The organism is Amycolatopsis circi (assembly GCF_003385235.1).
In the GTDB taxonomy this organism is placed as follows: Bacteria; Actinomycetota; Actinomycetes; order Mycobacteriales; family Pseudonocardiaceae; genus Amycolatopsis; species Amycolatopsis circi.
The window spans coordinates 1-22,876 of sequence record NZ_PQIA01000150.1; the positions used below are offsets into that span (position 1 = coordinate 1).

Consider the following 22,876-nt stretch of genomic DNA (forward strand, 5'->3'; position numbering starts at 1 on the left):
GTCCCGTCGATCGGATCGACCACCCAGGTGACCCCGCCGCCGACCGAACCGCCGCCCTCCTCCCCCAGCACCGGTTCCCCGGGCCGGATCCGCGCCAGCCGCGCGCGGACCAGTTCCTCCGACTCCCGGTCCACCGCGGTCACCACGTCGGTCTCCGCCGACTTCGTGTCCACCGCGACCTCGCCGCCGGACTGCATCCGCACCCACGCCGTCCGGACCAGGTGCGCGGCCTCGACCGCGACCTGCTCGGCGGTGTTCTTCAGCTCGTTCAGCATCGCCTCGTCAACTCCCACGCCCGCCATGTCACCACATCCGGTTAAAGTCTCCGCAGCAGACTTCTGAATCGTGCGAGAAGGGACCACGTCAGTGACGGCGACCCGAGGTTTCGGAATCGACATCGGCGGCAGCGGGATCAAAGGCGCGCTGGTCGATTTGGAACAGGGACAGCTCATCGGGGACCGGCACCGGATCGAAACGCCGCAGCCGTCGACGCCCGACGCGGTGGCCGACGTCGTCGCCGAGATCGTCCGTGCGGCGGAGTGGGACGGCCCGGTCGGCGTCACGCTCCCCGCGGTCGTGAAGAAGGGCACCGCGCACACCGCGGCCAACATCGACCGCAAGTGGATCGGCACGGACGCCGAAGCGCTCTTCGCGAAGCGGCTCGGCAAGGGCGTCGAGGAAGTCACGATGCTCAACGACGCCGACGCCGCGGGCCTCGCCGAGATCCGCTTCGGCGACGCGGCCGCGCGCGCCGGCGTGACCGCGCTGCTCACCTTCGGCACCGGCATCGGCAGCGCGCTGTTCCACGACGGCAAGCTCGTGCCCAACACCGAATTCGGCCATCTGGAGGTCGACGGCCACGACGCGGAGAAGCGCGCCGCCGCCTCGGTGAAGGACAACGAGGGCCTGTCGTATCCGCAGTGGGCCAAGCGGGTGCACCGGTACCTCTCGGTGCTGGAGAACCTGATCTGGCCGGACCTGTTCATCGTCGGCGGCGGGGTCAGCAAGAAGGCCGAGAAGTGGGTGCCGCTGCTGGACATCCGGACGCCGGTGGTCGTCGCGTCGCTGCAGAACAACGCGGGCATCGTGGGGGCCGCCGCGGCCGCCGCGGTGACCGCCGGGCACTGAGTGCCGGGTCTCGGACCGGTCACCGCGAGGCGCCGGGAAGGGGGCCGGAGGGCGATCGCTTCGCGACGCAGTGGGCCGACGTCGTTACAATGGAACACGGCGCAGGAGCTGCGGAGGTAAAACCGCAGGCCGAGGCGTGTTCCCCGAATGTGAGGCAGCCGAGGTGGCGACATCTCGGCTCGTCATGATCGACCGCTGCGAAAGGGCGTAAGTGGCAGCCGCAAGAACCGCAACCCGAGGCGGGACGAAGACAGCGACCGAAGCCGGCGAGCCGGCCGACGAGGCGGCCACCGGAGCGGAGAAGTCCCCGGCGCGCAAGACCGCCGCGAAGTCGGCAGGCGCGAAGAAGACTCCGGCCAAGAAGGCTCCGGCGAAGAAGGCCGCCGCGAAGGGCGCGAAGACCGAAGACGGCGATCCCGACGGCCCGGTCGACCTCGACGAGGCCGAACTCGACAGCCCGGACCTGTCCGATCTCGAAGAGGTCGAGGTCGACGTCGTCGACGAAACGGTCAACGACGAGACCGACGATGACGACGACTCCGAGGACGAGGCCGAAGCGACCGAGGCGACCGCGGGCGCCGCGACGTCCACCGCCGCTCGCCGCCGCGCGGCCGCCGCCGAGAAGGGCGGCAAGTCCTCGGACAACCCGGACTTCGTGTGGGACGAGGAAGAGTCCGAGGCCCTGCGCCAGGCGCGCAAGGACGCCGAGCTCACCGCGTCGGCCGACTCGGTCCGCGCCTACCTCAAGCAGATCGGCAAGGTCGCGCTGCTGAACGCCGAGGAGGAGGTGGAGCTCGCCAAGCGGATCGAGGCCGGGCTCTACGCCGCCGAGCGCGTGCGCACCGCCGAGGAGGAGGGCGAGAAGCTCGTCACCCAGATGCGCCGCGACCTCAAGTGGATCGTGCGCGACGGCGAGCGGGCCAAGAACCACCTGCTGGAGGCGAACCTCCGGCTCGTGGTGTCGCTGGCCAAGCGCTACACCGGCCGCGGCATGGCGTTCCTGGACCTGATCCAGGAGGGCAACCTCGGCCTGATCCGCGCGGTGGAGAAGTTCGACTACACCAAGGGCTACAAGTTCTCCACGTACGCCACGTGGTGGATCCGCCAGGCGATCACCCGCGCGATGGCCGACCAGGCGCGCACCATCCGCATCCCGGTGCACATGGTGGAGGTCATCAACAAGCTCGGCCGCATACAGCGCGAACTCCTGCAGGACCTCGGCCGCGAGCCGACGCCCGAGGAGCTCGCCAAGGAGATGGACATCTCGCCGGAGAAGGTCCTGGAGATCCAGCAGTACGCGCGCGAGCCGATCTCGCTGGACCAGACCATCGGCGACGAGGGCGATTCGCAGCTCGGCGACTTCATCGAAGACTCCGAAGCGGTCGTCGCGGTCGACGCGGTGTCGTTCACGCTGCTGCAGGACCAGCTCCAGTCGGTGCTGCAGACGCTGTCCGAGCGCGAGGCGGGCGTGGTCCGGCTGCGCTTCGGCCTCACCGACGGCCAGCCGCGCACCCTCGACGAGATCGGCCAGGTCTACGGAGTCACGCGCGAGCGGATCCGGCAGATCGAGTCGAAGACGATGTCGAAGCTGCGCCACCCGTCGCGCTCGCAGGTCCTGCGCGACTACCTGGACTGAACCAGCTTCGGTTCTCGCGAGAAACCCCGCCCCGCACTACGCGGCGGCGGGGTTTCTGCGTTTACCGACAACAACACCCGCGGCGCCGGCCCGGCATTTCCGCGAAATCCTTCCTTCGCCCGGCCACAGTGGACGCGACAAGTCCCGAAAACTCGGGGGCGCGGGATCCCGATGCGAATTACGCTGCCGCACAACCGGAATCCGCGGGCCGGTTTCCGGCCGGGGAACGTGCAGCCGAACGTGCGACTCGGCGACACTTCCGAACAGCGGAGGTTCCGCGCCTGTCCGTTTCCCGTTCACAACCGTTCACCCGGAACCCCCGGAACCGTTCCGGAATACTCATCGCCGGTGCACGGTCGCGCACCCACCGCGACACTGGGACCCGGGCAAGAGGCTAAAGTCGGTTGTTCTCTGCCCGAACGCGGAAATCGTGATTGTTTGGTTGCCTGAGAACGAAGATCGCAACGGCTGATCGCCATTAAGCTGCGCCCACAACGAGCGTCAGTATTGGAAGGCAGCACCGCCCAGTGTTTTCGACGAAAACTCAATCGCGAGCGAGCCAGGGAAGTCCGGCGGCGCGGAGCGGATCCTCCGGCCCCGGTGAAGCGAGGCAACTGTGATCGGGTTCCTCCTCCGCAGACTCGTCAACTACATCGCCCTGTGCCTCGTCGCGACTTTCGCGGCGTTCTCCTTGGCGTCACTGTCCTTCAGCCCGCTGGACGCGCTCAAGCTGCGCAATCCGCCGGCCCCGCAGGCGACCATCGACGCGAAGGCCGCCGAACTGCATCTCGACCAGGCGATCCCGCATCGGTTCTTCACCTGGCTGGGCGGCGTCATCCAGGGCGACTTCGGCCGCACCGTCGCGGATCAGGCGATCACCGACGAACTGTTCCGCCGCGCGGGCGTGAGCCTGCGGCTGTTCCTGCTGGGCATCACGATCGGCATCATCATCGGCGTGCTGGTCGGCGTGGTCAGCGCGATCCGGCAGTACAAGATCAGCGACTACCTCGCCACCACGTTCTCCTTCGTGGTGCTGTCGACGCCGGTGTTCGTGATCGCCACGATCCTCAAGGCGGGCGCGCAGTCGGTCAACGACAACCTGCTCGACGGGTACCAGTTCTTCATCGTGCAGGGCGAAGGCGGCGCGATCGACGGCGGTTTCGGCGACGTCCTGCTCGACCGGCTGCAGCACATCATCGTGCCGACCCTGGCGATCGTGCTGACCCAGGTCGCTTACTACAGCCGCTATCAGCGTTCGGCGATGCTCGACGTGCTCGGCTCGGACTTCCTGCGCACCGCGCAGGCCAAGGGCCTCACGCGGCGGCGCGCGCTGTTCAAGCACGGCCTGCGCACCGCGCTGATCCCGATGGCGACGCTGTTCGCGTTCGGCTTCGGCCTGCTCATCACCGGCGGCGTCTTCACCGAGAAGATCTTCGGCTGGTACGGCATGGGCGACTGGCTGGTGACCGGCATTCAGAAGCAGGACACCAACATCGTCACCACCGTGACCCTGTTCATCGCGATCTGCGTGCTGCTCGCCGGCTGGCTCGCGGACGTGCTCTACGCCGCGCTCGACCCGAGGGTGAGGATCTGATGGCCGCCCCATTGAACGAGGCCGACCTCGCCGATTCGGCCGTCGCCGCCACCGAAACGGAGACCGGGCAGCAGAGCGGGAAGTCCTCCAGCCGCGGCAAGCTCGTCGGCCGCCGGTTCTTCCGCAACAAACTGGCCCTCGCCGGGCTGGTCGTGATCCTCCTGTTCTACGTCCTGGCGTTCACCTACAGCTGGTATTCGCCGTGGGGCTACGACGAACTCGACCCTGCCTCGACGCTGATGCCGCCGGACGGCACGCACTGGTTCGGCACCAACCAGATCGGCGGCGACATGTTCGCGCAGACCATGCGCGGGCTGCAGAAGTCGCTCACCATCGGTCTGCTGGCCGCGCTGTTCTCCACCGGCGTGGCCTCGATCGTCGGCTCCGCGGCCGGGTACTTCGGCGGCTGGACCGACCGGGTGTCGATGTGGGTCGTCGACCTGCTGCTGATCCTGCCGCCGTTCCTGATCATCTCGATCCTGTCGCCGGCCTTCCGCGGCAAGACCTGGCTGATCCTGGTCGGCCTGATCGCGTTGTTCCAGTGGATGATCACCGCCCGCATCGTCCGCGGCATGACGCTGACGCTGCGCGAGCGCGAGTTCGTGAAGGCCGCCAAGTTCATGGGCCAGTCCCCGTGGCGGATCATCTTCAAGCACATCGTGCCGAACATGGCGTCGCTGCTGATCATCGACGCGACGATCAACGTCGGCGTCGCGATCATCATGGAGACGTCGCTGTCGTTCTTCGGCTTCGGCGTGCAGGCGCCGGACGTTTCGCTGGGCACGCTGATCTCGGCGGGCTCCGACGCGGTCCGCACGTTCCCGTGGCTGTTCTACATCCCGGCCGGCTTCCTGGTGTTCACCGTGCTCGCGGTGAACTTCGTCGGCGACGGCCTGCGCGACGCGCTCGACCCGTCGTCCAGCCGTTCGCGGCGCAAGGAACGCAAGCGGATCGAAGAGAAGACCAAGTCGACCGCCTCGACGCAGACCGTGGGAGCAGAAGCATGAGCGCCGCACTCGAACTGAGCGCGGAAACGGGCAAGCCGACCGGCACCGTGCTCGAGGTTTCCGACCTCGAAGTGTCCTTCCCGTCCGAGTCCGGCCGCGTGCACGCGGTGCGCGGGCTGAACTACCAGGTCGCGGCCGGTGAAGTGCTCGGCATCGTCGGCGAGTCCGGTTCGGGCAAGTCGGTGTCGTCGCTGGCGGTGATGGGACTGCTGCCGCCGCAGGCACGCGTGTCGGGCTCGATCCGGTTCCAGGACAGCGAATTGATCGGCAAGTCCGACACCGACCTGTCGAAGATCCGCGGCAAGAAGATCTCGATGGTCTTCCAGGACCCGCTGTCCGCGCTGACCCCGGTGTACACCGTCGGGGCGCAGATCGCCGAAGCGCTGCTGGTGCACGGCAAGGGCACGGTCACCAAGCAGCAGGCGAACAACCGCGCGGTCGAACTGCTCGACCTGGTCGGCATCCCGAACGCGGCGGCGCGCGCGAAGGCGTTCCCGCACGAGTTCTCCGGCGGCATGCGCCAGCGCGCGGTGATCGCCATCGCGATCGCCAACGACCCGGACCTGATCATCGCCGACGAGCCGACCACCGCGCTCGACGTGACGGTCCAGGCTCAGGTGTTGGAGGTGCTGAAGACCGCACAGGAGGTCACCGGCGCCGGCATCGTGATCATCACGCACGACCTCGGCGTGGTCGCCGGGTTCGCCGACCGGCTGATGGTGATGTACGCCGGACGCGCGGTCGAGCAGGGTCCGGTCGACACGATCTATGCCCAGCCGCGGATGCCGTACACGCTGGGCCTGCTCGGTTCCATCCCCCGCGTCGACGCGCGGGAGAAGCAGCCGCTGGTGCCGATCGAGGGCCAGCCGCCGTCGCTGGTGAACCTGCCGCAGGGCTGCCCGTTCGCGCCGCGCTGCCCGCTGGCGATCGACGCCTGCCGCACGGCCGAGCCGGAGCTGTTCACGATCACGCCAGGCAACCCGAACGCGCCGGTCGACACGACGCACCGGGCCGCCTGCATCCGCACCGAGGAACTCGCCCGTCCCGACGCGGACGCCGCCGAGGTCTACGGGGCCGAGGTGATCGAGGAGGCTCCGGTCGCGGCCGTGCCGCGCGCCCAGCGCTCGACCGTGCTCGACGTGCGGGACCTGCAGAAGCACTACGGGGTCAGCAAGGGCACCGTCTTCAAGCGCAAGGTCGGCACGGTGCGCGCGGTCGACGGGATCACCTTCGACATCGTCGAGGGCGAAACCCTGGGCCTGGTCGGGGAATCCGGCTGCGGCAAGTCGACCACGCTGATGGAGATCCTCGAACTGGCCGCCCCGGCGCACGGTTCGGTCGCGGTGCTCGGCAAGGACGTCGGGAAGCTCTCGGGCAAGGACCGCAAGTCGATCCGCCGCGACCTGCAGGTGGTCTTCCAGGACCCGATGGCCGCGCTCGACCCGCGACTGCCGATCGGCGACATCATCGCCGAGCCGATGGTCACGCACGGGTTCTCGAAGGAGCGCATCGCGAAGCGCGTGCCGGAACTGCTCGGGCTGGTCGGCCTGCGCCCCGAGCACGCCGACCGGTACCCGGCGGAGTTCTCCGGCGGGCAGCGCCAGCGCATCGGCATCGCCCGGGCGCTCGCGCTGGAGCCGAAGCTGATCGTGCTCGACGAGCCGGTGTCCGCACTCGACGTGTCGATCCAGGCCGGCGTGATCAACCTGCTGGACGAGCTGAAGGCCAAGCTGGGCCTGTCGTACCTGTTCGTGGCGCACGACCTGTCGGTGGTCCGGCACATCGCCGACCGCGTGGCGGTGATGTACCTCGGCAAGATCGTGGAGATCGGCGACGTCCGCACGGTTTTCGAGGCGCCGCAGCACCCGTACACGCAGGCGCTGCTGTCCGCGATCCCGATCCCCGACCCGGCCAAGGAGCGCGAGCGCGGCCGGATCATCCTCACCGGCGACCTGCCCAGCCCGGCGAACCCGCCGTCGGGCTGCCGGTTCCGCACCCGGTGTTTCGTCTTCTCCCAACTGTCCGAAGAGGACAAGAAGAAGTGCGTCGACGTCGAACCCCCGCGCGAATCCCGCGCGGCGGACCACGACGTGGCGTGCCACTACGCCAAAACCCGCGAAGTTGTGTAGCCACAATCCGTTGGCGCACCGAAAGAAGGAAGGTAAACACATGCGACGGAGAATGGCCGCACTCGTGGCCCCCGTTGCCGCTCTGGGGCTTCTGCTCGCCGCTTGCGGCGGCGGCAGCGGCGGCGGCAGCAACGGTCTGCAGGACGCCGGCACGTCGGGCGTCAAGACCGCAGACATCAACGAGCAGCCGATGGACAAGCTGAAGGACGGCGGCGACTTCAAGTGGCCGATCGACTCGATGCCGGACAACTGGAACTACAACCAGGTCGACGGCACCGTCCTGGACGGCGCCAACATGGACGGCGCGATCATGCCGTACATCTTCACGCAGAACGCCGACGCGTCGGTCTCGGTGAACAAGAACTACGTCACCTCGGCCGAACTGGTCAGCCAGGACCCGCAGGTCGTCGAGTACAAGATCAACCCGAAGGCCAAGTGGAGCAACGGACGGCAGTTCTCGTGGGAGGACTTCGCCGCCCAGGCCAAGGTGCTCAACGGCAAGGACCCGGCCTACCAGGTCTCCGGCACCACCGGCTACGAGGACATCGCCAAGGTCGAAAAGGGCACTGACGACCTCGACGTCAAGGTGACTTTCGGCAAGAAGTTCGCCGAGTGGAAGGCGCTGTTCTCGCCCTTCTACCCGAAGGAACTGAACTCCGACCCGAACACCTTCAACAAGGCGTGGGCGCAGAAGGCGCTGATCACCGCGGGTCCGTTCAAGATCAAGAACGTGGACAACACCGCCAAGACCGCCGTGTTCGAGCGCGACCCGAACTGGTGGGGCGACAAGCCGAAGCTGGACACCGTGACCTACAAGGTCGTGGACCGTCCCGCGCTGGCCGACGCGTTCGCCAACGGGCAGATCGACTTCTACAACCTGAACAACGACATCAACGCGTTCAAGCGGGCCCAGTCCGACCCGAACGCGGTCGTGCGCCAGTCGACCTACCCCGACTACACGCACATGACGCTCAACGGCGCCTCGTCCTCGATCCTCGCGGACAAGGACCTGCGGGTGGCCGTGCTGCGCGGCGTCGACACCGTCAGCATCTCGAAGTCGATCCTCGGCCAGATGCAGAAGGACACCACGCCGCTGGGCAACCACTGGTACCTCAAGGGCTCGAAGACCTACGAGGACAACAGCGGCCCGTACAAGTTCGACCAGAACGCGGCCAAGGCCGAGCTGGACAAGCTGGGCTGGAAGCAGTCCGGCGACCTGCGCGCCAAGGACGGCAAACAGCTGAAGCTGCGCCTGGTCATCCCGACCGGCACCCCGATCAGCCAGCAGACCGGCCAGATCCTGCAGTCGCAGCTGAAGGCGATCGGCGTGGGCATCGACATCGTCGCGGTCCCGACGGCCGAGTTCTTCAAGAACTACGTGAACGTCGGCAACTTCGACCTCACGCTGTTCCGCTGGATCTCGAACTCGTTCCCGATCGGCGGCAGCAAGGGCATCTACTACCTGGACCCGAAGAACGTCAACCAGAACTACGGGCACATCGGCAGCGACAAGGTGAACCAGCTGATCGACGCCGCCGCGCAGGAACTGGACGACACCAAGCGGGCCGCGGACCTGAACGCCGCGGACAAGGAGATCTGGGCGCTGGGCCACCAGCTTCCGATCTTCCAGTCGACCGGTGCCTTCGCCGTTCGCAAGACGCTGGGCAACTTCGGTTCGCCGGGCTACGCGAACACCCCGTACGACTACACGAAGATCGGGTTCGTGAAGTAATCCTCCCCTAGCGGGAAAGGAAGGAGCGGCGCGGACTCCCCGCGCCGCTCCTTCCTTTTTGGACAGTTAAGGTGATCTCCGTGCGGAAATACCTGCAGTTGCGCCCAGTTCGGCACATTCTCGCGACGAGCGCGGTCGTGTTCGTCGCGTGCGCGGTGGTGTTCGTGGTGCAGCTGCTGGAGTTCAACAGCACCCGGCCGCGGCTGGAAGGACTCACCGCGAACGCGACCGGCGTAGTGGCGCGGGTCGACGACGCCACCGTCACCGTGCGGTTCCCGGTGCCGAACCAGCCGGAAGCGAGCGCGGCGGTCGAACTGGACACCACTCCCCCGAGGCTGGGAGCGAAGGTTCCGGTGCGTTACGACCCGTCGGCTCCGTCCCGTGCGGTCACGACCGGGGCTTCGGCCTTGGTGACCGCCGACCGTGCGTCGACGTACGCGACGGTCACTGTCGTGGCGGTGCTCGCGATGCTGGTCGTGAACGGGTTCTTGCTCTTCACGCGCTTCGTGCAGCCGTCACGACGCAAGGCGAGCGCTTCCGTGCCGATGCGCCGGGTGAAGGTGCAGCGCGGCTTGCTGACGCGATCCTGGCTGGAGACCGACACCGCGACGCCGCGGTGGATCCCGGTTTACTTCTCCCCGACGTTGATCGGCCTGCCGTCGCCGTCGCGAGTCGAGGTGCTGGGCGATCTGCGCACGGACCGCCATGTCGCCGTCCGCATCGACGGCGAGGTGCTGTACCCGGCGGGTTCGGTGCGTACTGGCGAGCCTCGCGGCCGTCGGCTGGACAACCCTTCCGCGCCGGACGGGGAACGCTCGCTCGCCGCGGCCACTCCAGTGCGGCTTCGGCGGCAGTTCCGTGCCGACCTGCCGGTCCTCGCCGTCGCCCCGGTCGTCGGTGCGTTCTGGGCGCTCGTCGACGGCAGCGGATTCGCGGGCTGGCTGACCGTCAGCGTCCTGATCGCCGCCTTCGGCTTCTGGTGGGCCGCACTCCGCGGCTCAGACCCCTCACTCTGACCGGACCTTTTTCAGTAGCGCGCGGGGGTTCTCGCCCCCCGTTGACGGGCCCGGCGCGCGATGCCGAGGTCGCAGCAACAGAGCCACACAGCCCGACCCGCCAGACGGTGCACCGCATCCCCTTGACCTGCACCGTCACAAACCCGCACCCCGCACTACGGAGAAAATCTCAATGTGGCGTTCCCCAATGCCGCATTGGGCGCGTGACGGCCGGGCCAGGCTCAGGAGTCCAGCTCGGCGAGGACCGAGGCCAGTTCGACGTACGTCTCCTCCACCTGCTGTTCCTTGAGCCGCTGCCGTTCCAATCGCACCGCGCCGAGATGACGGGCCTCGTAGTACAGCGCCCGCCGCCGCGCCGACGGAGACTCCTCGGGCCGCCCGTAGGTGTCCCAGAACCAATCCCGCCTCGAGCCCGTTTTCACCGAGGCCATGCGGATCGTCCAGTCCGCCGCCGGGTCGCCCCACCAGCTGCGGTCGTGGTCGAACACTCCGACGATCTCCAGCTCCGGCGTCAGCATGACGTTCACGTGCCACAGATCCCCGTGCATCAGGCGCGGTTCGGTGATCTCGTCGAGCAGCGCGGCGTCGCGCTTCGCCCAATCGGCCATCGCTCGCAGGTCTGTCCCGTCGAGGCCGAGGTCTTCGACATCTGCGGCGTTGTCCTCGAAGTAAGAGATCAGCGCTTCGCTCCAGGTCGCGAAATGCGGTCCGGCCACGACGCCGAAACCGGGTCCGCGCACGTCGTGGACGGCGCGGGTGATTTCGCCGAGTTGGCGGAAGTACGGCGCCCGCTCCTCCGGCGGGTGAGCGGAAAGGACTTCCGGGCCGGGTTCTCCGGGCAGGACTGCCTGCAGCACATAGTCCCGGCCGATGACCTGGTGCGTGAAGTCGGCCGCGAGCGTGCACGGCATCAGCGGCGCGATCGGCGCGAAGTACGGCGCGGCAAGGTATTCGTTGCGCATGAACTGGTGCTCGATCCGGTTCTGCCGCGCCGGTTCCGGGGCGACGCGCAGGATCGCCGGACCATCCGCCAGCTCCACCCGGTAGGTGTTGTTGTATCCGCCCCATCCGATCTCGACCGCGGACCGCACGCTGCTGCCGAGCGCGCGGCGGCAGAGCAGTTCGATCTGGTCGGCGGTGAGGGCTTGCTGGAACGCGTCAGAGGGCCGGTCTTTCGGTTGGAAGTCCACCGGGGCATCCTGCCACTGCGCTCAGGACAGCACGAATCCTTTACGGCTCAGCGAATCCTCGATCCGCAGTCGTTCGAGATCCCGGTCGGCGCCCTCGCGCAAGCCGTCGAGCAGGTGCTCGACGCCGATCTCGCGGCAGGCGGTGACGAGCAGCTCGTCGTACGCCTGCCGGGCGCCGATCCGGCGTGCAGCGGGAGTTCCCGCGGGAAGCTGCGCGAGCGTCCGGCGTACTCGGCGCAGGTCGGCGGCCACCTGTTCTACCGGCGGTTCGGACGGCACTGGAGCGGCCCGTCGCCGACGCAGCCATCGGCAAACAGCCGGAAGGCGGAGGGCAGCCCAGAACAACGCCGAGGGTGCCACGCTGACCACGGCGAACAGCAGAACCGGACCGGCCGCCACGCTCCCGAGTTTAGCCGCGGCGGCGTTTGCGCGCGCGGTTCCCGAACAGCACCGCCACGCCCGCCCCGAACAGGACGATGCTGGCGATCACGTGCAGCTGCGGCGGCAGTACGTGCAACTGGACGAACCAGCTCGGGTGCTCCGCCCCGGCGAGCCGGTTGATCAGCCCGCCCGCGCCTTGGACCACCAACAGGATTCCCACCAGCTCGATCATCGCGACGACTCCTTCTTCGGCGCGGAGGAGCCGAAAATCTCCTGCCACAGCGGTCCGAAGACGAACCACAGCCCGGTGACCGTGCCCAGCCGCGGCAGCCAGCCCCACAGCGGTTCGACGTGGCCGGAGCTGCCGACCACCACGATCGCGAGCAGCAACAGCCCGGCGCTGATCGCGGACGCCAGCACGCATTTGCCCCATTCGCGCCATTCCTTGCGGGCTTTCGCACGACCGGACAGCTTCTCCGGACGCGGCCCGCCGGCGAACCGGTGCGCGAACCGGACGTCGGCCCACTCGACCATCGACGGCCCGAACACCACCGAGAAGCCCAGGTACACCGCGGCCAGCCCGTGCGTCAGGTTCGGCACCGCGCCGTTCGTCAGGTCGATCACCGTGATCACCAGCAGCACCAGGTCGACCACGGGCACCAGCGCCAGCAGCACGGTGCTGGCCTTCTGCTTGCGCAGGGCGTACCGGGTCAGCAGCCCGGCCGCGATGAAGACCCAGAACCCGATCTCGCACGCCACGATGGCGGCGGTCATCGGGCTGTTCAGAAGCTCGTCCATGGGTCCACTTTCGCGGGCAAGCGGCCGCGGGCGCGTCAGCGGACGGCACGATCGGGGGGTCATCATTTCGTAGGACGACCGGGCCGCCGCGGTGTGCTGTCATGGTCGGGTGCGCTTGCGAGACCTGCGCTCGGCCCTCCCCCGGCCGCGCGAACTGCCGCCGTGGCAGCAGAACGGCCTCGTCGCGCTCGCGGTGTTCGCCGGCGGCACGATGCTGTACCTCATCGGCGTCCACCGGCTGCAGGGCGACAGCGACCCGTATCCGCTCTGGGTCCGTTTCGCCGAACTCGGCGCGATGTGCCTCGCCCTGTTCCTGCGCCGGAAAGTGCCGTGGGGACTGCTGATCGCCACCGGCATCGTCGGGGTCGACGTCGCGCTGGGCATGTCGTTGCCGATCGCCGTCGCGTACACGGACTTCCTCTACACCGCGGTGCTGCACGGCTCCCGCCGCACCGCCCGGGTGCTGGTCGGAGTGACCGCCGCCGCCACGCTGACGGTGCTGTTCGTCTTCGTGGCGGTGGCTGGCTGGCGAGCGGCGGCGTTCGGCGTGTTCGGCATGCTGTCGTTCCTGCTGGTCCCGGTGTGGTGGGGCGCGAATGTGCGCCAGCAGAGCGATATCGCGGCGACCGAACGCGCCAACGCCGAGCAGCTCTCGACGATCGCCGCGCTGGACCGAAAGGCGGCCGTGGCGGCCGAACGCGCGCGAATGGCCCGGGATCTGCACGACGTCGTCGCCGGGCATCTGTCGGCCATCGCCATCCAGTCGGAGGCGGCGCTGTCCATGGCCGACGATCCGAAGACCGCGCAGACCGTGCTCGTCGCGGTGCGGGAGAACAGCGTGCGCGCGCTGGAAGAGATGCGCGCGATGATCGGCCTGCTGCGATCGGAGTCCACTGAGGACGAGGTGACCGCCCCGGCCCGGCTGGCCGAGCTGACCAGGCTGGTGGAATCCGCAAGGGCGGCGGGCATGACGGTTACCGTGGATTCCACTGTGGACGAAGAACTCGCGCTGCCGACGGCGGTCGACCTCACCGCGTACCGGATCGCACAAGAAGCGCTCACCAACGCGGTCAAACACGCGCCGGGCGGCCAAGCGACAGTCCGGCTGCGAGTGGCCGACGGCACGCTGACCGTCGGGATCGGCAACGAACTGCTCGGTGCGCCGACTCAGGCCGACAGCGGCGGGCACGGCTTGCTGAGCATGCGCGAACGCGCACACGCCGTCGGCGGCACCCTGCGAGCAGGTCCGTCCGGACCGCGCTGGCTCGTCCACGCTGAACTTCCCCTCGCCGGAGAGGCACCATGACGATCCGAGTCCTCGTCGCCGACGACCACGGAGCCATCCGCGCCGGGCTCGCGCTCATCCTCGGCAACGCCGAAGGCATCGAGGTGGTCGGCGAAGCCTCCGACGGCGAGGTCGCGCTGCGCCAGGCCCGCGCGCTGCGCCCGGACGTCGTCCTGATGGACGTCCGGATGCCCGGCACCGACGGGATCACCGCCACCCGGCAGCTGATCGCCGAGGGGCTCGCCGAAGTCCTCGTCCTCACCACCTTCGACCTCGACGAGTACGTGCACGCCGCGTTGCGCGCCGGGGCCGCCGGGTTCCTGCTGAAGTCCGTGGAGGCACCGCGGCTGATCGAGGCCGTCCGGCTTGTCGCGGCGGGCGAGGGCGTGCTTGCCCCGCAGGTCACGAAACGGCTGATCGCCGCCTTCGCCAGCACCCCGGCCGAGCCGTCGCCCGCCCCGACCGGGCTGGCGGACCTCACCGAACGCGAGCGCGAGGTGCTGGGCTGCCTTGGCGCCGGTCTCTCGAACGCCGAAATCGGCGCCAGGCTGTACATCGGCGAGGCGACGGTGAAAACGCACGTTTCCCGGGTGCTGGCTAAGCTCGGGCTGCGTTCCCGGGTGCAGGCCGCGATCCTGGCCCAGGACCGCGGCCTCGCTCCACCCGGATAGCCGATCTGCGCATCCGGCCGTCACCTTCTAACGTTCCCCCATGGGTGAGCGGAGAACTCTCGACGTCGACGAAGTCCTCAAGCGGCAGGAATCCGGCGAGCTGAAGCGGCGGCTCAGGGGACGCGACCTGATCGGGTTCGGCGTCGGCATCATCATCGGCACCGGGATCTTCACCCTCGCCGGGGTCGAGGCCAAAACGCACGCCGGGCCGTCGGTGACGCTGTCGTTCGTGATCGGCGCGGTGGTCGCCGGCCTCGCCGCGCTCTGCTACGCCGAACTGGCCTCCAGCGTGCCGACCGCGGGCAGCGCCTACACCTACGCCTTCGCCACCCTCGGCGAGGTCTTCGCCTGGATCATCGGCTGGGACCTGCTGCTGGAGTTCTCGCTCGGCGCGGCCGTCGTGTCGCGCAGCTGGTCCGGCTATCTCGCGAACCTGCTCGGGCTGTCGCCGGACTGGTTCGGCGAGGACGCGAAGGTCAACGTCGGCGCGGTGCTGATCATCGCGGTGCTGACGATCGTGGCCGTGGTCGGCATCAAGGAGTCCTCGTGGCTCACGAACGTGCTGGTGCTCGTCAAGGTCGCGGTGTGCGTGCTGATCCTCGCCGTCGGCGTGTTCTTCGTGAAGGGCTCGAACCTCACCCCGTTCGTGCCGCCCGCGCAGCCGCCGTCGAGCAGCGCGAACGCGTTGCACCAGCCAGTGGTCCAGGCCGCGCTCGGGCTCGAGCAGTCGGTGTACGGCATCGCCGGCATGGTCACCGCGGCGGCCGTCGTGTTCTTCGCCTACACCGGTTTCGAAGCGCTCGCCAACCTCGGCGAGGAGACCATCAACCCGCGCAAGGACCTCCGCGTCGGCATCCTCGGCGCGCTGGCCGTGTGCGCGGTGCTCTACATCGGCGTGTCGATCGTGCTCACCGGAATGGTCCACTACACCGACATCGACTCCGGCGCGCCGCTCGCGGACGCGTTCGACCGGGTCGGCCAGCACTGGGTCGGCGCGCTGATCTCGCTCGGCGCGGTCACCGGCCTGACGTCGGTGATGATGGTCGAACTGGTCACGATCGGCCGGATCGGCTTCGCGATGGGCCGCGACGGCCTGCTGCCCAAGGCCATCGGCACGGCGCACCCGCGCTGGGGCACGCCGCACCGGATGACCATCGCCGGAGCCGGGCTGATCGCCGTGCTGGCCGCGCTGGTGCCGATCTCGGCGCTCGCCGACATGGTCAGCATCGGCGCGCTGTCGGCGATGATCATCGTCGCGGTCGCGGTTCCGGTGCTGCGCAAACGCCGCCCGGACCTGAAGCGCCCGTTCACCGTGCCGTTCTCGCCGGTGGTGCCGATCATCGCCGCGGTGGCGTGCTTCTACCTGATGCTGAACCTCGACGTGATGACCTGGCTCCGGTTCGCCGCGTGGCTCGTGATCGGCCTGCTGATCTACTTCTTCTACGGCCGCAAGCACTCCCGCTTCGCGAAGTAGGTTCAGGCCACCGCGAGGTGCACGCGAAGGTGCCGCGGGTTCTCGATCTCGTCGAGCAAGGCCACGGCGAAATCGGCGTACGAGATTTTGGCGGAGAAGTCGAAGCGCTCGCCGATTTCGTACCGGCCGCTGCGGTCGCCTTCGTGGTCGAAGTCCCCGACCGGGCTGACGTACACCCAGTCCAGCCCGGCGCCTTCCGCGCGCAACACCTCGAGCCCCGCCGCGTGCGCCAGACAGAACGGCCGGAACTCGGCCGGACCCGAGTCCAGCGCCCGGGTTCCGTCCGCGGTGGGCAGCAGCGCGGACAGCCCGACCGCGACCAGCCGTCCCACCCCAGCCTGCGGCAACCCGGTGACGAGAGCACGCGCGGCACCGGTGAAGAACGCGTCCGGATCGGTGCCCTCGCCGTAGACCGCGGCCGCGTTGATGGCCGCGTCGTGCCCGGCGGAGAGAGCGACGACGTCTGCTGCGTTGGTGACATCGCCAGCGACTACCTCGGCCAGGCCGGGGTAGCGCGAGGGATCGCGGACCACCGCGGTGACTTCGTGCCCACGCCGCCGTGCCTCCGCGACCGCCTGCCGTCCGGCCCGGCCGCCCGCCCCGAAAATGACGATCTTGCTCATCGTGGGAATACCTCCTGGAGAGTCGATGCTCTGGAAGGTAGCCAGGGGGCCGGTTCCCTCCGGGGTACTGAGAGGAGACCGCGATGACCGTTCGGCAGCCATTGCCTTCCGATCTGTTCGAGGAGCTGTGCCCGTCCTCGATGGTGCCGTTCCGCTTCGGGGACAAGTGGTCCGCGCTGGTGATCCGCTGCCTGGAAGACGGGCCGCGCCGGTTCTCCGAGCTGCGGGTGCCGCTGCACCGGGTCACGCCGAAGATGCTGACCCAGACGCTGCGCGGCCTCGAACGCTCGGGGCTGGTGTCCCGTACGGCGCACGCCGACCCGGCGTTGGGTGTCGAGTATGCGTTGACGCCGCTTGGCCGCAGCTTGCTGAAACCCATGTGGGCCCTGTGCGACTGGGCTGCCGAGCATTGGGAAGAACTGCTGGAAGCCCATGAGGCCTACGAACCGCGGCGCTTGGCCTGAAGGCCGTCCTCCGGTGTCCACAATGGAGTGAAACCGTGCGCCATCGCGGCAAAGGCGGCCGGACTCGCGCGGCGCCAGCGCGGACCGGGTCGAGGCGACGCACTTCAAAGTGCCTTTTGTAAGCCCTCTCTTACTCACTCATGATGGTGTTACGCACTAGCAGTGAGGTGAGGAAGATGGACTCGCAGAGGGTGAGAGTCGGTGTCAAGGTGCGGTCTGCTCTGGGCCGCCCGTGGCGCCAGGTTGGCAAGCGTCGCCTGGAGGCTGCGATCACGCAGCGCCAGAAGACCGCCCGGGCCAAGGGGATCCCGTTTTCCCCAGTCCGCCTCGGAGCACGGCTGGCAGGCGGAGCGATGCGGACGACGGTGCGGCGCTGCGCGACGACGAACAGCTGCCGTGCGTCAGCGAGCCGAGGCGCTCTCCGAGGATTTGCGTCGGCCGACGCCGCTCAGCTCGCTGGCGGCGCGATTGCTGGCGACCTCGCTGTGATGGGCTGCTGCCCAGCCGGCCATGGCCATCACAGCGTCCATCAAGGACAGGCCGAGGTCTGTCAGTTCGTACTCCACCCGCGGCGGCACTTCAGGGTAGGCGGTCCGGGTGATCAGCCCGTCGCGCTCGAGGTGCTTGAGCGTCTGGGTGAGCATCCGCTGCGAGATCCCCGGGATGCTGGCGTGCAGGTCCGAGTAGCGCATCCGTCCGATGCTCAGCGTGCTGGTGATCAGCACGGTCCATTTGTCGCCGATGCGGTCGAGCACCTCGCGGATGAAAGCGCTGTCCTTCGGCCAGGACTGGCAAGGACCGCCGACCTGCCGCTCTGATGCCATGCCTGTCGCCTCTCAATCGGTGTGCAACCGCACTACCAGTATGTAGCACCCTCTCGTCCGCATCAATCCCACGGTTGCAAAGCCCGCTCGCGGAGCGCGCCTGCGACCTGCGCTGGAAGGAACCATCCATGTCTTACCTGCTTCGCATCGACTCCTCTTCGCTCGGCGAGGCCTCCGTTTCGCGGCAGATCGCCCAGTCTTTCCTCGATGCTTGGGACGGCGAGGTCGTCCACCGCGATCTGGCGGCCGCACCCGTGCCGCATCTGACCGAGGCCGGCATCACAGCTCGCGTCACCGACCCGGCGCACCGCACCGATGCTCAGGCCGCTGCCGCGGCCACGCAGGACGCGCTGATCGAGGAATTCCTCGGCGCGAGCGCGTATCTCTTCACCGTGCCGATGTACAACCTGACGATGCCGTCGGTCTTCAAGGCGTGGCTCGACCAGATCATGGTCTTCGGCCGCACCACCAATTACGACGGCCCCTCCCCTGTTTCCGGCCGTCCCACCGTGGTGATCTCGGCACGCGGCGGCGGTTACGGCCCCGGTGCTCCCAAGCACGGGCTGGACTACGTCGTCCCCACGCTCGAGGCGCTGCTGGGCCGTGAAGACATGCTCGGCCTCGACGTCACCACCGTGATTCCCGAGCTGACCATGGCACCGCACGCCCCCGCGCTCGCGGCGCTGCTGCCGATGCACGAAGCATCCATGGCCGACGCCCACCGCCGCGTCCGCGACCTCGCCGCGACCATCACCCGCGGCGCCGCCGCATGAGCACCAAACCGGCTGGTCCAGGGCGGAAGTCCGGCCGAACTTCATGACTGACAAGGTCCGCGACGCCCCGACGGCGACGGGCGAGAACGGCATCCGGAGGATCGTGCTCGTCTCCGCCGTCGGGGCGGACGCCTACTCCGTGCGCAGCCCGGCGTAGGAAACCGCCTGCGCCAACACGGCCGCGTGCCGGGCGTCCGCGACCAGCAACACCGATTCCAGCCCCGCCGCGACCCATTCCACCGGCTGGTCGTGGACGCCGTCGTCGCCCAGCTCGCGGTAAGTGTCCACAACGGACAGCAGAGTTCCCTCCGCACCGAGCCGCACTCCGGCGATCAGCACGTGATGCGGCACGGGCGGACGCCACCGGTTCGTCCACAGTGGAGGGATGCCGGTGTCGAGATAGTCCAGCAGCGCGCGTTCCGGCGTGTCCGGCGAGCCCAGTTCCGCCGGGTCGACCCGGGCCAGCACCGCCACGCGCGGCAACTCCCACAGGCCCAGCAACAAGTCCGAGACCGCCGAAGCGGTCCACTCCCCCACTGCCGGAACCACCGCCAGCTGCTCCCCGGACAACGTCCGGACAGCTGCGGCCAACCCGCCCAGCGCAGTGCCCGCTGTCGTCTCGTCGAAGGGAATCGGAAGCCGGAAGTCGTTGCGGGACAACGCACCCACCGGACAACTGGCCGATGCGCGCACCGTCCCGGCCGCGATCGCGACCTCGTCCTGGTCCGCCACCGCGATGTCCGCCGCGCGCAACGCCACGAGTGCGGTGAAGGCCGCCGCCAGCCCGTCCTTCTGCGGCAGCTCCGCCCGGGCTTCGGCGACCAGACGCGCACCGCCGGGAAGCCAGTGGACGTCGGAAAGGCCCGTGTTCAGTACCGCCACAGATGCGCCGCCACGATCTCCTCGGGCGCCCGGTCGGCGGCCCACGCCGCGTCCGAGGCGCGCACCGCGCGGAACGCGCCGAGCAGCTCGTCCCCCAGCGCCCCGGAGACGCGCGGATTCGCCAGCAGCGCAGTGTCCTGTTCGGACGGACTCGCCGGCAGCGGCAGCACGCCCGCGGTGTTCCGTGCCCCTTCGCTCCAGCCGCCCGGGTCCTCCGCGATCGGCTCGGGCAGGACCGCCGAATCCTCGATCCCGGCCATCCCGGCGGCGAGCACGACCGCCAGCGCGAGATACGGATTGGCCGAGGCGTCCGACGTCTTCAGTTCGACATTCGCGTGCTCCGTCCCGAGCAACGGCGTGCTCGGGATGTATCGCAGCGGCGCTTCGCGGTTCTCCACGCCCCAAAACGCATAGGCACCAGCGAAAAACCCCGGCCGCAATCGCATCGTCGACGGCACGCTCGGTGCCGTGATCGCCGTCAGCGCAGGCAAATCCCGCAGCAGCCCGCCGAGGTAGGCCGCGCCTTCGCCTTCCGGCACGCCGTCGCCAGCCAGGAGGTTGCGCCCCTTGCGTCGGACGGAAGTGTGCAGATGCCAGCCGTTCCCGGCTGCGCCAAGACCGATCATCGGCGCGAAACTCGCCGCGAGCCCGTGTGCGTGCGCGGCGGCGTGGATGGTCTGGCGCGCCAACAGCTGATCGTCCGCCGCGGACACCGGATCGGTTGCCGCGAGCGACAATTCCAGCTGCGCCACGCCGTATTCCGCGTGCAGCTGGCCGATCTGCAGGCCGTTCGCGGCGAAATCGTGCAGCAGCGCGACAATGAACTCGTCCAGGCCGATCAGCGCGTGCGGGCTGTACGCGGGCCCGCGATGCCCCGGCGTGGACACAATGTCCTCGCTGCCCGCCGGGGCGACCGAGAACTCCAACTCGTACCCAGCACGAAATTCGAGACCACGCTGCGCCGCCTCGGCGACCTGCCGCTCCAGCACGGAACGTTGGCAGTACGGCCAAGGCGAACCGTCGGCGGCGAGCTGCCGCACCGGTGCCCAGGCGAGCGCAGGCTGTCCGGCAAGCCGGCGGAGACGTTCCACGACCGGCACGAGCCGGATGTCGCCGGACGGCGTGCCGAGGCCGGAATGGGCGTAGGTGATGGCGTCGTGGCTGTCGAAGACCGCGAACAGCGAGGTCGCGCCCACGCCGCGGACCGCCGCGTCGGCCAGTCCGCCGACCGGGACCACGCGCGAACGCGGGATGCCGTTGTTGTCGGCCCAGGCCAGGTGGACGCCGCCGACCCCCGCCGCGGCCAGGTCCTTCGCCGCCGCCGACGCCGCCTTGGTCATGGCAACCTCCTCGGCATCAGTATCGCGGGCCCGCGCCGTCCGGGCCATCCGCGAATGTTCACCCGGGCGGCTCAGTGACCGGTCCGTTGTCGTCCCGGCTGCGCAACGCCACCCCGGCGACGACCGCGAGCGTCCCGGCCGCTTCGACGACGCTCGGCACCTGCGAGAGCACCAGGAACCCGACGACGCCCGCCGTCACCGGCAGCAACGCCAGCAGCACCGCGAACCGAGCCTGGCCGAGGCGGCGCAGGACCACTTGGTCGAGCGCGTACGGCACAACGGTCGACAGCACGCCGACGCCGATACCGAGCAGCAACATGCGTGGCGAACCCCACATTTCCCCGGTGCCCCACGCGAGCGGCGACAGCATGACGGTCGCCACCACGAACCCGACCGCCAGCGAATCCAGACCGTCCCCGCCGATCGCGACCCGCTTGCCGAGCAGGATGTACCCCGCCCAGGCAGCCGCCGCGGCCAGCGCGAACACGACGCCGAGCGGACTGCCCGCGATGCGCACGTCCGCGATCGCGACCACCCCGAGGGCCACCAGGACCAGCGCGATCAGGTCCCGCCGCGTCCTCGACCCGACCGCTGCCACGACGACCGGACCGGCGAACTCCAGCGCGACCGCCGTGCCCAGCGGGAGCCGCGCGATGGCCTCGTAGAAGACCACATTCATCCCGGCTGTCACCACGCCGAAAGCACCCGCGAGCAGCAGCCGCTTGCCACGCCAGGCGGCCTTCGGCGGCCGCCGCCACAGCAGCAGGACGACGGCCGCACCGAGGCAGCGCAGCCACGCAACCCCAGAGGGCGTGGCGTGCCCGAAGAGGTCGACCGCGATGGCCGCACCGGCATACATCGAAATTCCGCTGAGAACGAACAAGACCGGCGCCGGAATCGCTTTCCCGCGTTTCGAGGAGAGTGCAATGCCCACTCCGGCATGGTGCCTGACCACGGAAAACGCGCCGCGCCGGGTGGTCTGGTCCTACGGGATGGGACGACGCTGCGGCAACCGGGCTAATTCGGCGTGACGCACCTCCCACCGGCGCGGGAACACTTGCGGGCCGCCAAACGTCTGCAAGAGTGGAAGCACGAACACCGCGGAGCCGGAAGCGATCCCCGCCGAAGGCATCGAGACCGAAGTGGGCGTAGCTGGATCGAGGCACCGGGCGACCGGTGCCGGGACGGAGGGAGACCCCCATGACAACGCCGACGCTCACCCGCCCCGAATTGACCGCAGCCGACCGATGCGACCGGTGCGGAGCAGCAGCTCAGGTACGCGCTGTCCTCAGCTCCGGAGGCGAGCTGCTCTTCTGCGGGCACCACGCCCGCGAGCACGAGGCCAAGCTCAAGGAACTGGCCGCGGAGATCCAGAAGTAAGTTCGCTCACCGACAGATTCGCCCCGGAGGCGGCAAGCGCACGCGCTTGCCGCCTCCGGCCGTTTCCGGACCGAGGCGACCGGGCTTCGCCCCTCCCAGTTCCGCGATCCCGGTGACCGGGAGCTTTCGCCCACCGGAGTTTCCCGGTCCCGGTACGAGGGGGCCTTCGCGCCAGGGGCTTGCGGGTTCGGCGACCGGGAGCCTCACGCGCAGCGGCCTGCGGCCCCACGACCGGAAGCCTCAAGCGGCGGGCCTGCAGCCCCGACCACCAGGAGCCCCAAGCGCAGCGGCCCGCAGCCCCACGGCCGGGAACCTCAAGCAACGCGGCTGCAGCCCCGACCACCAGGAGCCCCAAGCAGCGGACTCGCAGCCCCGCCCACAGGGAGCCTCAAGCGCAGCGGCCCGCAGCCCGCGACCGGAAGCCTCAAGCAACGCGGCTGCAGCCCCGACCACCAGGAGCCCCAAGCAGCGGACTCGCAGCCCCGCCCACAGGGAGCCTCAAGCGCAGCGGCCCGCAGCCCGCGACCGGAAGCCTCAAGCAACGCAAAC

23 protein-coding genes are annotated in these 22,876 nt (G+C 69.1%); 13 read left to right on the forward strand and 10 right to left on the reverse strand.

Annotation, left to right across the window (positions count from 1 at the left end):
* On the reverse strand, nucleotides 1-302 hold a 302-nt coding region (locus D0D37_RS39525), incomplete at its 3' end, for an inositol monophosphatase family protein (protein ID WP_279630356.1).
* Between the two features lie 64 nt (nucleotides 303-366).
* Here D0D37_RS39525 and ppgK point away from each other — a divergent pair.
* The 7 genes from ppgK to D0D37_RS39560 all read left to right on the forward strand — a co-directional run bounded on the left by ppgK (nucleotide 367) and on the right by D0D37_RS39560 (nucleotide 10,242).
* Complete coding sequence (gene ppgK / locus D0D37_RS39530; RefSeq protein ID WP_116205695.1) at nucleotides 367-1,128, forward strand: polyphosphate--glucose phosphotransferase; 762 nt, start codon at nucleotides 367-369, stop codon at nucleotides 1,126-1,128.
* A gap of 211 nt (nucleotides 1,129-1,339) precedes the next feature.
* Nucleotides 1,340-2,764: an RNA polymerase sigma factor gene (locus tag D0D37_RS39535; protein ID WP_116205696.1), complete on the forward strand. Its 1,425-nt coding sequence runs from the start codon at nucleotides 1,340-1,342 to the stop codon at nucleotides 2,762-2,764.
* A 616-nt stretch (nucleotides 2,765-3,380) separates the two neighbouring features.
* Nucleotides 3,381-4,358, forward strand: a complete 978-nt coding sequence (locus D0D37_RS39540) for an ABC transporter permease (RefSeq protein ID WP_116205697.1) — start codon at nucleotides 3,381-3,383, stop codon at nucleotides 4,356-4,358.
* Nucleotides 4,358-5,365 carry an ABC transporter permease gene (locus tag D0D37_RS39545; protein ID WP_116205698.1) on the forward strand — a complete coding sequence of 336 codons (1,008 nt, stop codon included), beginning with the start codon at nucleotides 4,358-4,360 and terminating at the stop codon, nucleotides 5,363-5,365. The genes D0D37_RS39540 and D0D37_RS39545 overlap by 1 nt, the downstream gene beginning before the upstream one ends.
* Nucleotides 5,362-7,494 carry an ABC transporter ATP-binding protein gene (locus tag D0D37_RS39550; protein WP_116205699.1) on the forward strand — a complete coding sequence of 711 codons (2,133 nt, stop codon included), beginning with the start codon at nucleotides 5,362-5,364 and terminating at the stop codon, nucleotides 7,492-7,494. The genes D0D37_RS39545 and D0D37_RS39550 overlap by 4 nt, the downstream gene beginning before the upstream one ends.
* Before the next feature lie 40 nt (nucleotides 7,495-7,534).
* Nucleotides 7,535-9,226 carry an ABC transporter family substrate-binding protein gene (locus tag D0D37_RS39555; RefSeq protein ID WP_116205700.1) on the forward strand — a complete coding sequence of 564 codons (1,692 nt, stop codon included), beginning with the start codon at nucleotides 7,535-7,537 and terminating at the stop codon, nucleotides 9,224-9,226.
* A gap of 80 nt (nucleotides 9,227-9,306) precedes the next feature.
* On the forward strand, nucleotides 9,307-10,242 hold the full coding sequence (locus D0D37_RS39560) for a hypothetical protein (protein WP_208720430.1): 936 nt from the start codon (nucleotides 9,307-9,309) through the stop codon (nucleotides 10,240-10,242).
* Nucleotides 10,243-10,463: 221 nt separating this feature from the next.
* Here D0D37_RS39560 and D0D37_RS39565 read toward each other — a convergent pair whose 3' ends face one another.
* The 4 genes from D0D37_RS39565 to D0D37_RS39580 are packed head-to-tail and all read right to left on the reverse strand — an operon-like array spanning nucleotide 10,464 to nucleotide 12,611.
* Entirely contained in the window at nucleotides 10,464-11,432 is a 969-nt protein-coding gene (locus D0D37_RS39565) for a phosphotransferase family protein (protein WP_116205702.1), read from the reverse strand.
* A gap of 21 nt (nucleotides 11,433-11,453) precedes the next feature.
* Entirely contained in the window at nucleotides 11,454-11,831 is a 378-nt protein-coding gene (locus D0D37_RS39570) for a hypothetical protein (RefSeq protein WP_116205703.1), read from the reverse strand.
* Between the two features lie 10 nt (nucleotides 11,832-11,841).
* Entirely contained in the window at nucleotides 11,842-12,045 is a 204-nt protein-coding gene (locus D0D37_RS39575) for a hypothetical protein (RefSeq protein ID WP_116205704.1), read from the reverse strand.
* Nucleotides 12,042-12,611, reverse strand: coding sequence for a hypothetical protein (locus tag D0D37_RS39580; protein WP_116205705.1), 570 nt, complete (start codon nucleotides 12,609-12,611; stop codon nucleotides 12,042-12,044). The genes D0D37_RS39575 and D0D37_RS39580 overlap by 4 nt, the downstream gene beginning before the upstream one ends.
* A 124-nt stretch (nucleotides 12,612-12,735) precedes the next feature.
* Between D0D37_RS39580 and D0D37_RS39585 the strand changes: the two genes are divergently transcribed.
* The 3 genes from D0D37_RS39585 to D0D37_RS39595 are packed head-to-tail and all read left to right on the forward strand — an operon-like array spanning nucleotide 12,736 to nucleotide 16,041.
* Complete coding sequence (locus tag D0D37_RS39585; protein WP_116205715.1) at nucleotides 12,736-13,917, forward strand: sensor histidine kinase; 1,182 nt, start codon at nucleotides 12,736-12,738, stop codon at nucleotides 13,915-13,917.
* A complete protein-coding gene (locus D0D37_RS39590) occupies nucleotides 13,914-14,567 on the forward strand; it encodes a response regulator (RefSeq protein ID WP_116205706.1) in 654 nt (217 codons plus the stop codon). Before D0D37_RS39585 ends, D0D37_RS39590 begins: the two co-directional genes overlap by 4 nt.
* Before the next feature lie 40 nt (nucleotides 14,568-14,607).
* Entirely contained in the window at nucleotides 14,608-16,041 is a 1,434-nt protein-coding gene (locus D0D37_RS39595; protein ID WP_116205707.1) for an APC family permease, read from the forward strand.
* Nucleotides 16,042-16,043: 2 nt separating this feature from the next.
* Here the strand turns inward: D0D37_RS39595 and D0D37_RS39600 are convergent, their stop codons facing one another.
* On the reverse strand, nucleotides 16,044-16,664 hold the full coding sequence (locus D0D37_RS39600) for an NAD(P)-dependent oxidoreductase (RefSeq protein ID WP_116205708.1): 621 nt from the start codon (nucleotides 16,662-16,664) through the stop codon (nucleotides 16,044-16,046).
* Between the two features lie 83 nt (nucleotides 16,665-16,747).
* Here D0D37_RS39600 and D0D37_RS39605 point away from each other — a divergent pair, with 83 nt between their 5' ends.
* The gene (locus tag D0D37_RS39605) at nucleotides 16,748-17,128 is read left to right on the forward strand and encodes a winged helix-turn-helix transcriptional regulator (protein ID WP_116205709.1); all 381 of its coding nucleotides are present in this window, start codon (nucleotides 16,748-16,750) and stop codon (nucleotides 17,126-17,128) included.
* Nucleotides 17,129-17,529: 401 nt separating this feature from the next.
* Here D0D37_RS39605 and D0D37_RS39610 read toward each other — a convergent pair whose 3' ends face one another.
* Complete coding sequence (locus tag D0D37_RS39610; protein ID WP_116205710.1) at nucleotides 17,530-17,952, reverse strand: winged helix-turn-helix transcriptional regulator; 423 nt, start codon at nucleotides 17,950-17,952, stop codon at nucleotides 17,530-17,532.
* 128 nt (nucleotides 17,953-18,080) lie between these two features.
* Between D0D37_RS39610 and D0D37_RS39615 the strand changes: the two genes are divergently transcribed.
* On the forward strand, nucleotides 18,081-18,725 hold the full coding sequence (locus D0D37_RS39615; RefSeq protein WP_116205711.1) for an FMN-dependent NADH-azoreductase: 645 nt from the start codon (nucleotides 18,081-18,083) through the stop codon (nucleotides 18,723-18,725).
* Nucleotides 18,726-18,857: 132 nt separating this feature from the next.
* Here the strand turns inward: D0D37_RS39615 and D0D37_RS39620 are convergent, their stop codons facing one another.
* From D0D37_RS39620 to D0D37_RS39630, 3 genes are read right to left on the reverse strand one after another with little or no spacing between them, the layout of a single operon-like run.
* Complete coding sequence (locus D0D37_RS39620; RefSeq protein WP_116205712.1) at nucleotides 18,858-19,607, reverse strand: DUF6885 family protein; 750 nt, start codon at nucleotides 19,605-19,607, stop codon at nucleotides 18,858-18,860.
* On the reverse strand, nucleotides 19,595-20,947 hold the full coding sequence (locus tag D0D37_RS39625; protein WP_162834712.1) for a glutamine synthetase: 1,353 nt from the start codon (nucleotides 20,945-20,947) through the stop codon (nucleotides 19,595-19,597). Before D0D37_RS39625 ends, D0D37_RS39620 begins: the two co-directional genes overlap by 13 nt.
* Nucleotides 20,948-21,005: 58 nt before the next feature.
* A complete protein-coding gene (locus tag D0D37_RS39630) occupies nucleotides 21,006-21,806 on the reverse strand; it encodes an EamA family transporter (RefSeq protein ID WP_116205714.1) in 801 nt (266 codons plus the stop codon).
* A gap of 341 nt (nucleotides 21,807-22,147) precedes the next feature.
* Between D0D37_RS39630 and D0D37_RS39635 the strand changes: the two genes are divergently transcribed.
* Complete coding sequence (locus D0D37_RS39635; RefSeq protein ID WP_037358805.1) at nucleotides 22,148-22,327, forward strand: DUF7455 domain-containing protein; 180 nt, start codon at nucleotides 22,148-22,150, stop codon at nucleotides 22,325-22,327.
* Nucleotides 22,328-22,876: the final 549 nt, after the last annotated feature.

Coding starts and splice junctions, on each gene's coding strand:
- D0D37_RS39625 (WP_162834712.1), bottom strand. CDS start 20,947: ATGACCAAGGCGGCGTCGGCGGCGGCGAAGGACCTGGCCGCGGCGGGG.
- D0D37_RS39635 (WP_037358805.1), top strand. CDS start 22,148: ATGACAACGCCGACGCTCACCCGCCCCGAATTGACCGCAGCCGACCGA.
- D0D37_RS39550 (WP_116205699.1), top strand. CDS start 5,362: ATGAGCGCCGCACTCGAACTGAGCGCGGAAACGGGCAAGCCGACCGGC.
- D0D37_RS39595 (WP_116205707.1), top strand. CDS start 14,608: ATGGGTGAGCGGAGAACTCTCGACGTCGACGAAGTCCTCAAGCGGCAG.
- D0D37_RS39605 (WP_116205709.1), top strand. CDS start 16,748: ATGACCGTTCGGCAGCCATTGCCTTCCGATCTGTTCGAGGAGCTGTGC.
- D0D37_RS39630 (WP_116205714.1), bottom strand. CDS start 21,806: ATGTATGCCGGTGCGGCCATCGCGGTCGACCTCTTCGGGCACGCCACG.
- D0D37_RS39615 (WP_116205711.1), top strand. CDS start 18,081: ATGTCTTACCTGCTTCGCATCGACTCCTCTTCGCTCGGCGAGGCCTCC.
- D0D37_RS39600 (WP_116205708.1), bottom strand. CDS start 16,664: ATGAGCAAGATCGTCATTTTCGGGGCGGGCGGCCGGGCCGGACGGCAG.
- D0D37_RS39580 (WP_116205705.1), bottom strand. CDS start 12,611: ATGGACGAGCTTCTGAACAGCCCGATGACCGCCGCCATCGTGGCGTGC.
- D0D37_RS39590 (WP_116205706.1), top strand. CDS start 13,914: ATGACGATCCGAGTCCTCGTCGCCGACGACCACGGAGCCATCCGCGCC.
- D0D37_RS39610 (WP_116205710.1), bottom strand. CDS start 17,952: ATGGCATCAGAGCGGCAGGTCGGCGGTCCTTGCCAGTCCTGGCCGAAG.
- D0D37_RS39575 (WP_116205704.1), bottom strand. CDS start 12,045: ATGATCGAGCTGGTGGGAATCCTGTTGGTGGTCCAAGGCGCGGGCGGG.
- D0D37_RS39545 (WP_116205698.1), top strand. CDS start 4,358: ATGGCCGCCCCATTGAACGAGGCCGACCTCGCCGATTCGGCCGTCGCC.
- D0D37_RS39555 (WP_116205700.1), top strand. CDS start 7,535: ATGCGACGGAGAATGGCCGCACTCGTGGCCCCCGTTGCCGCTCTGGGG.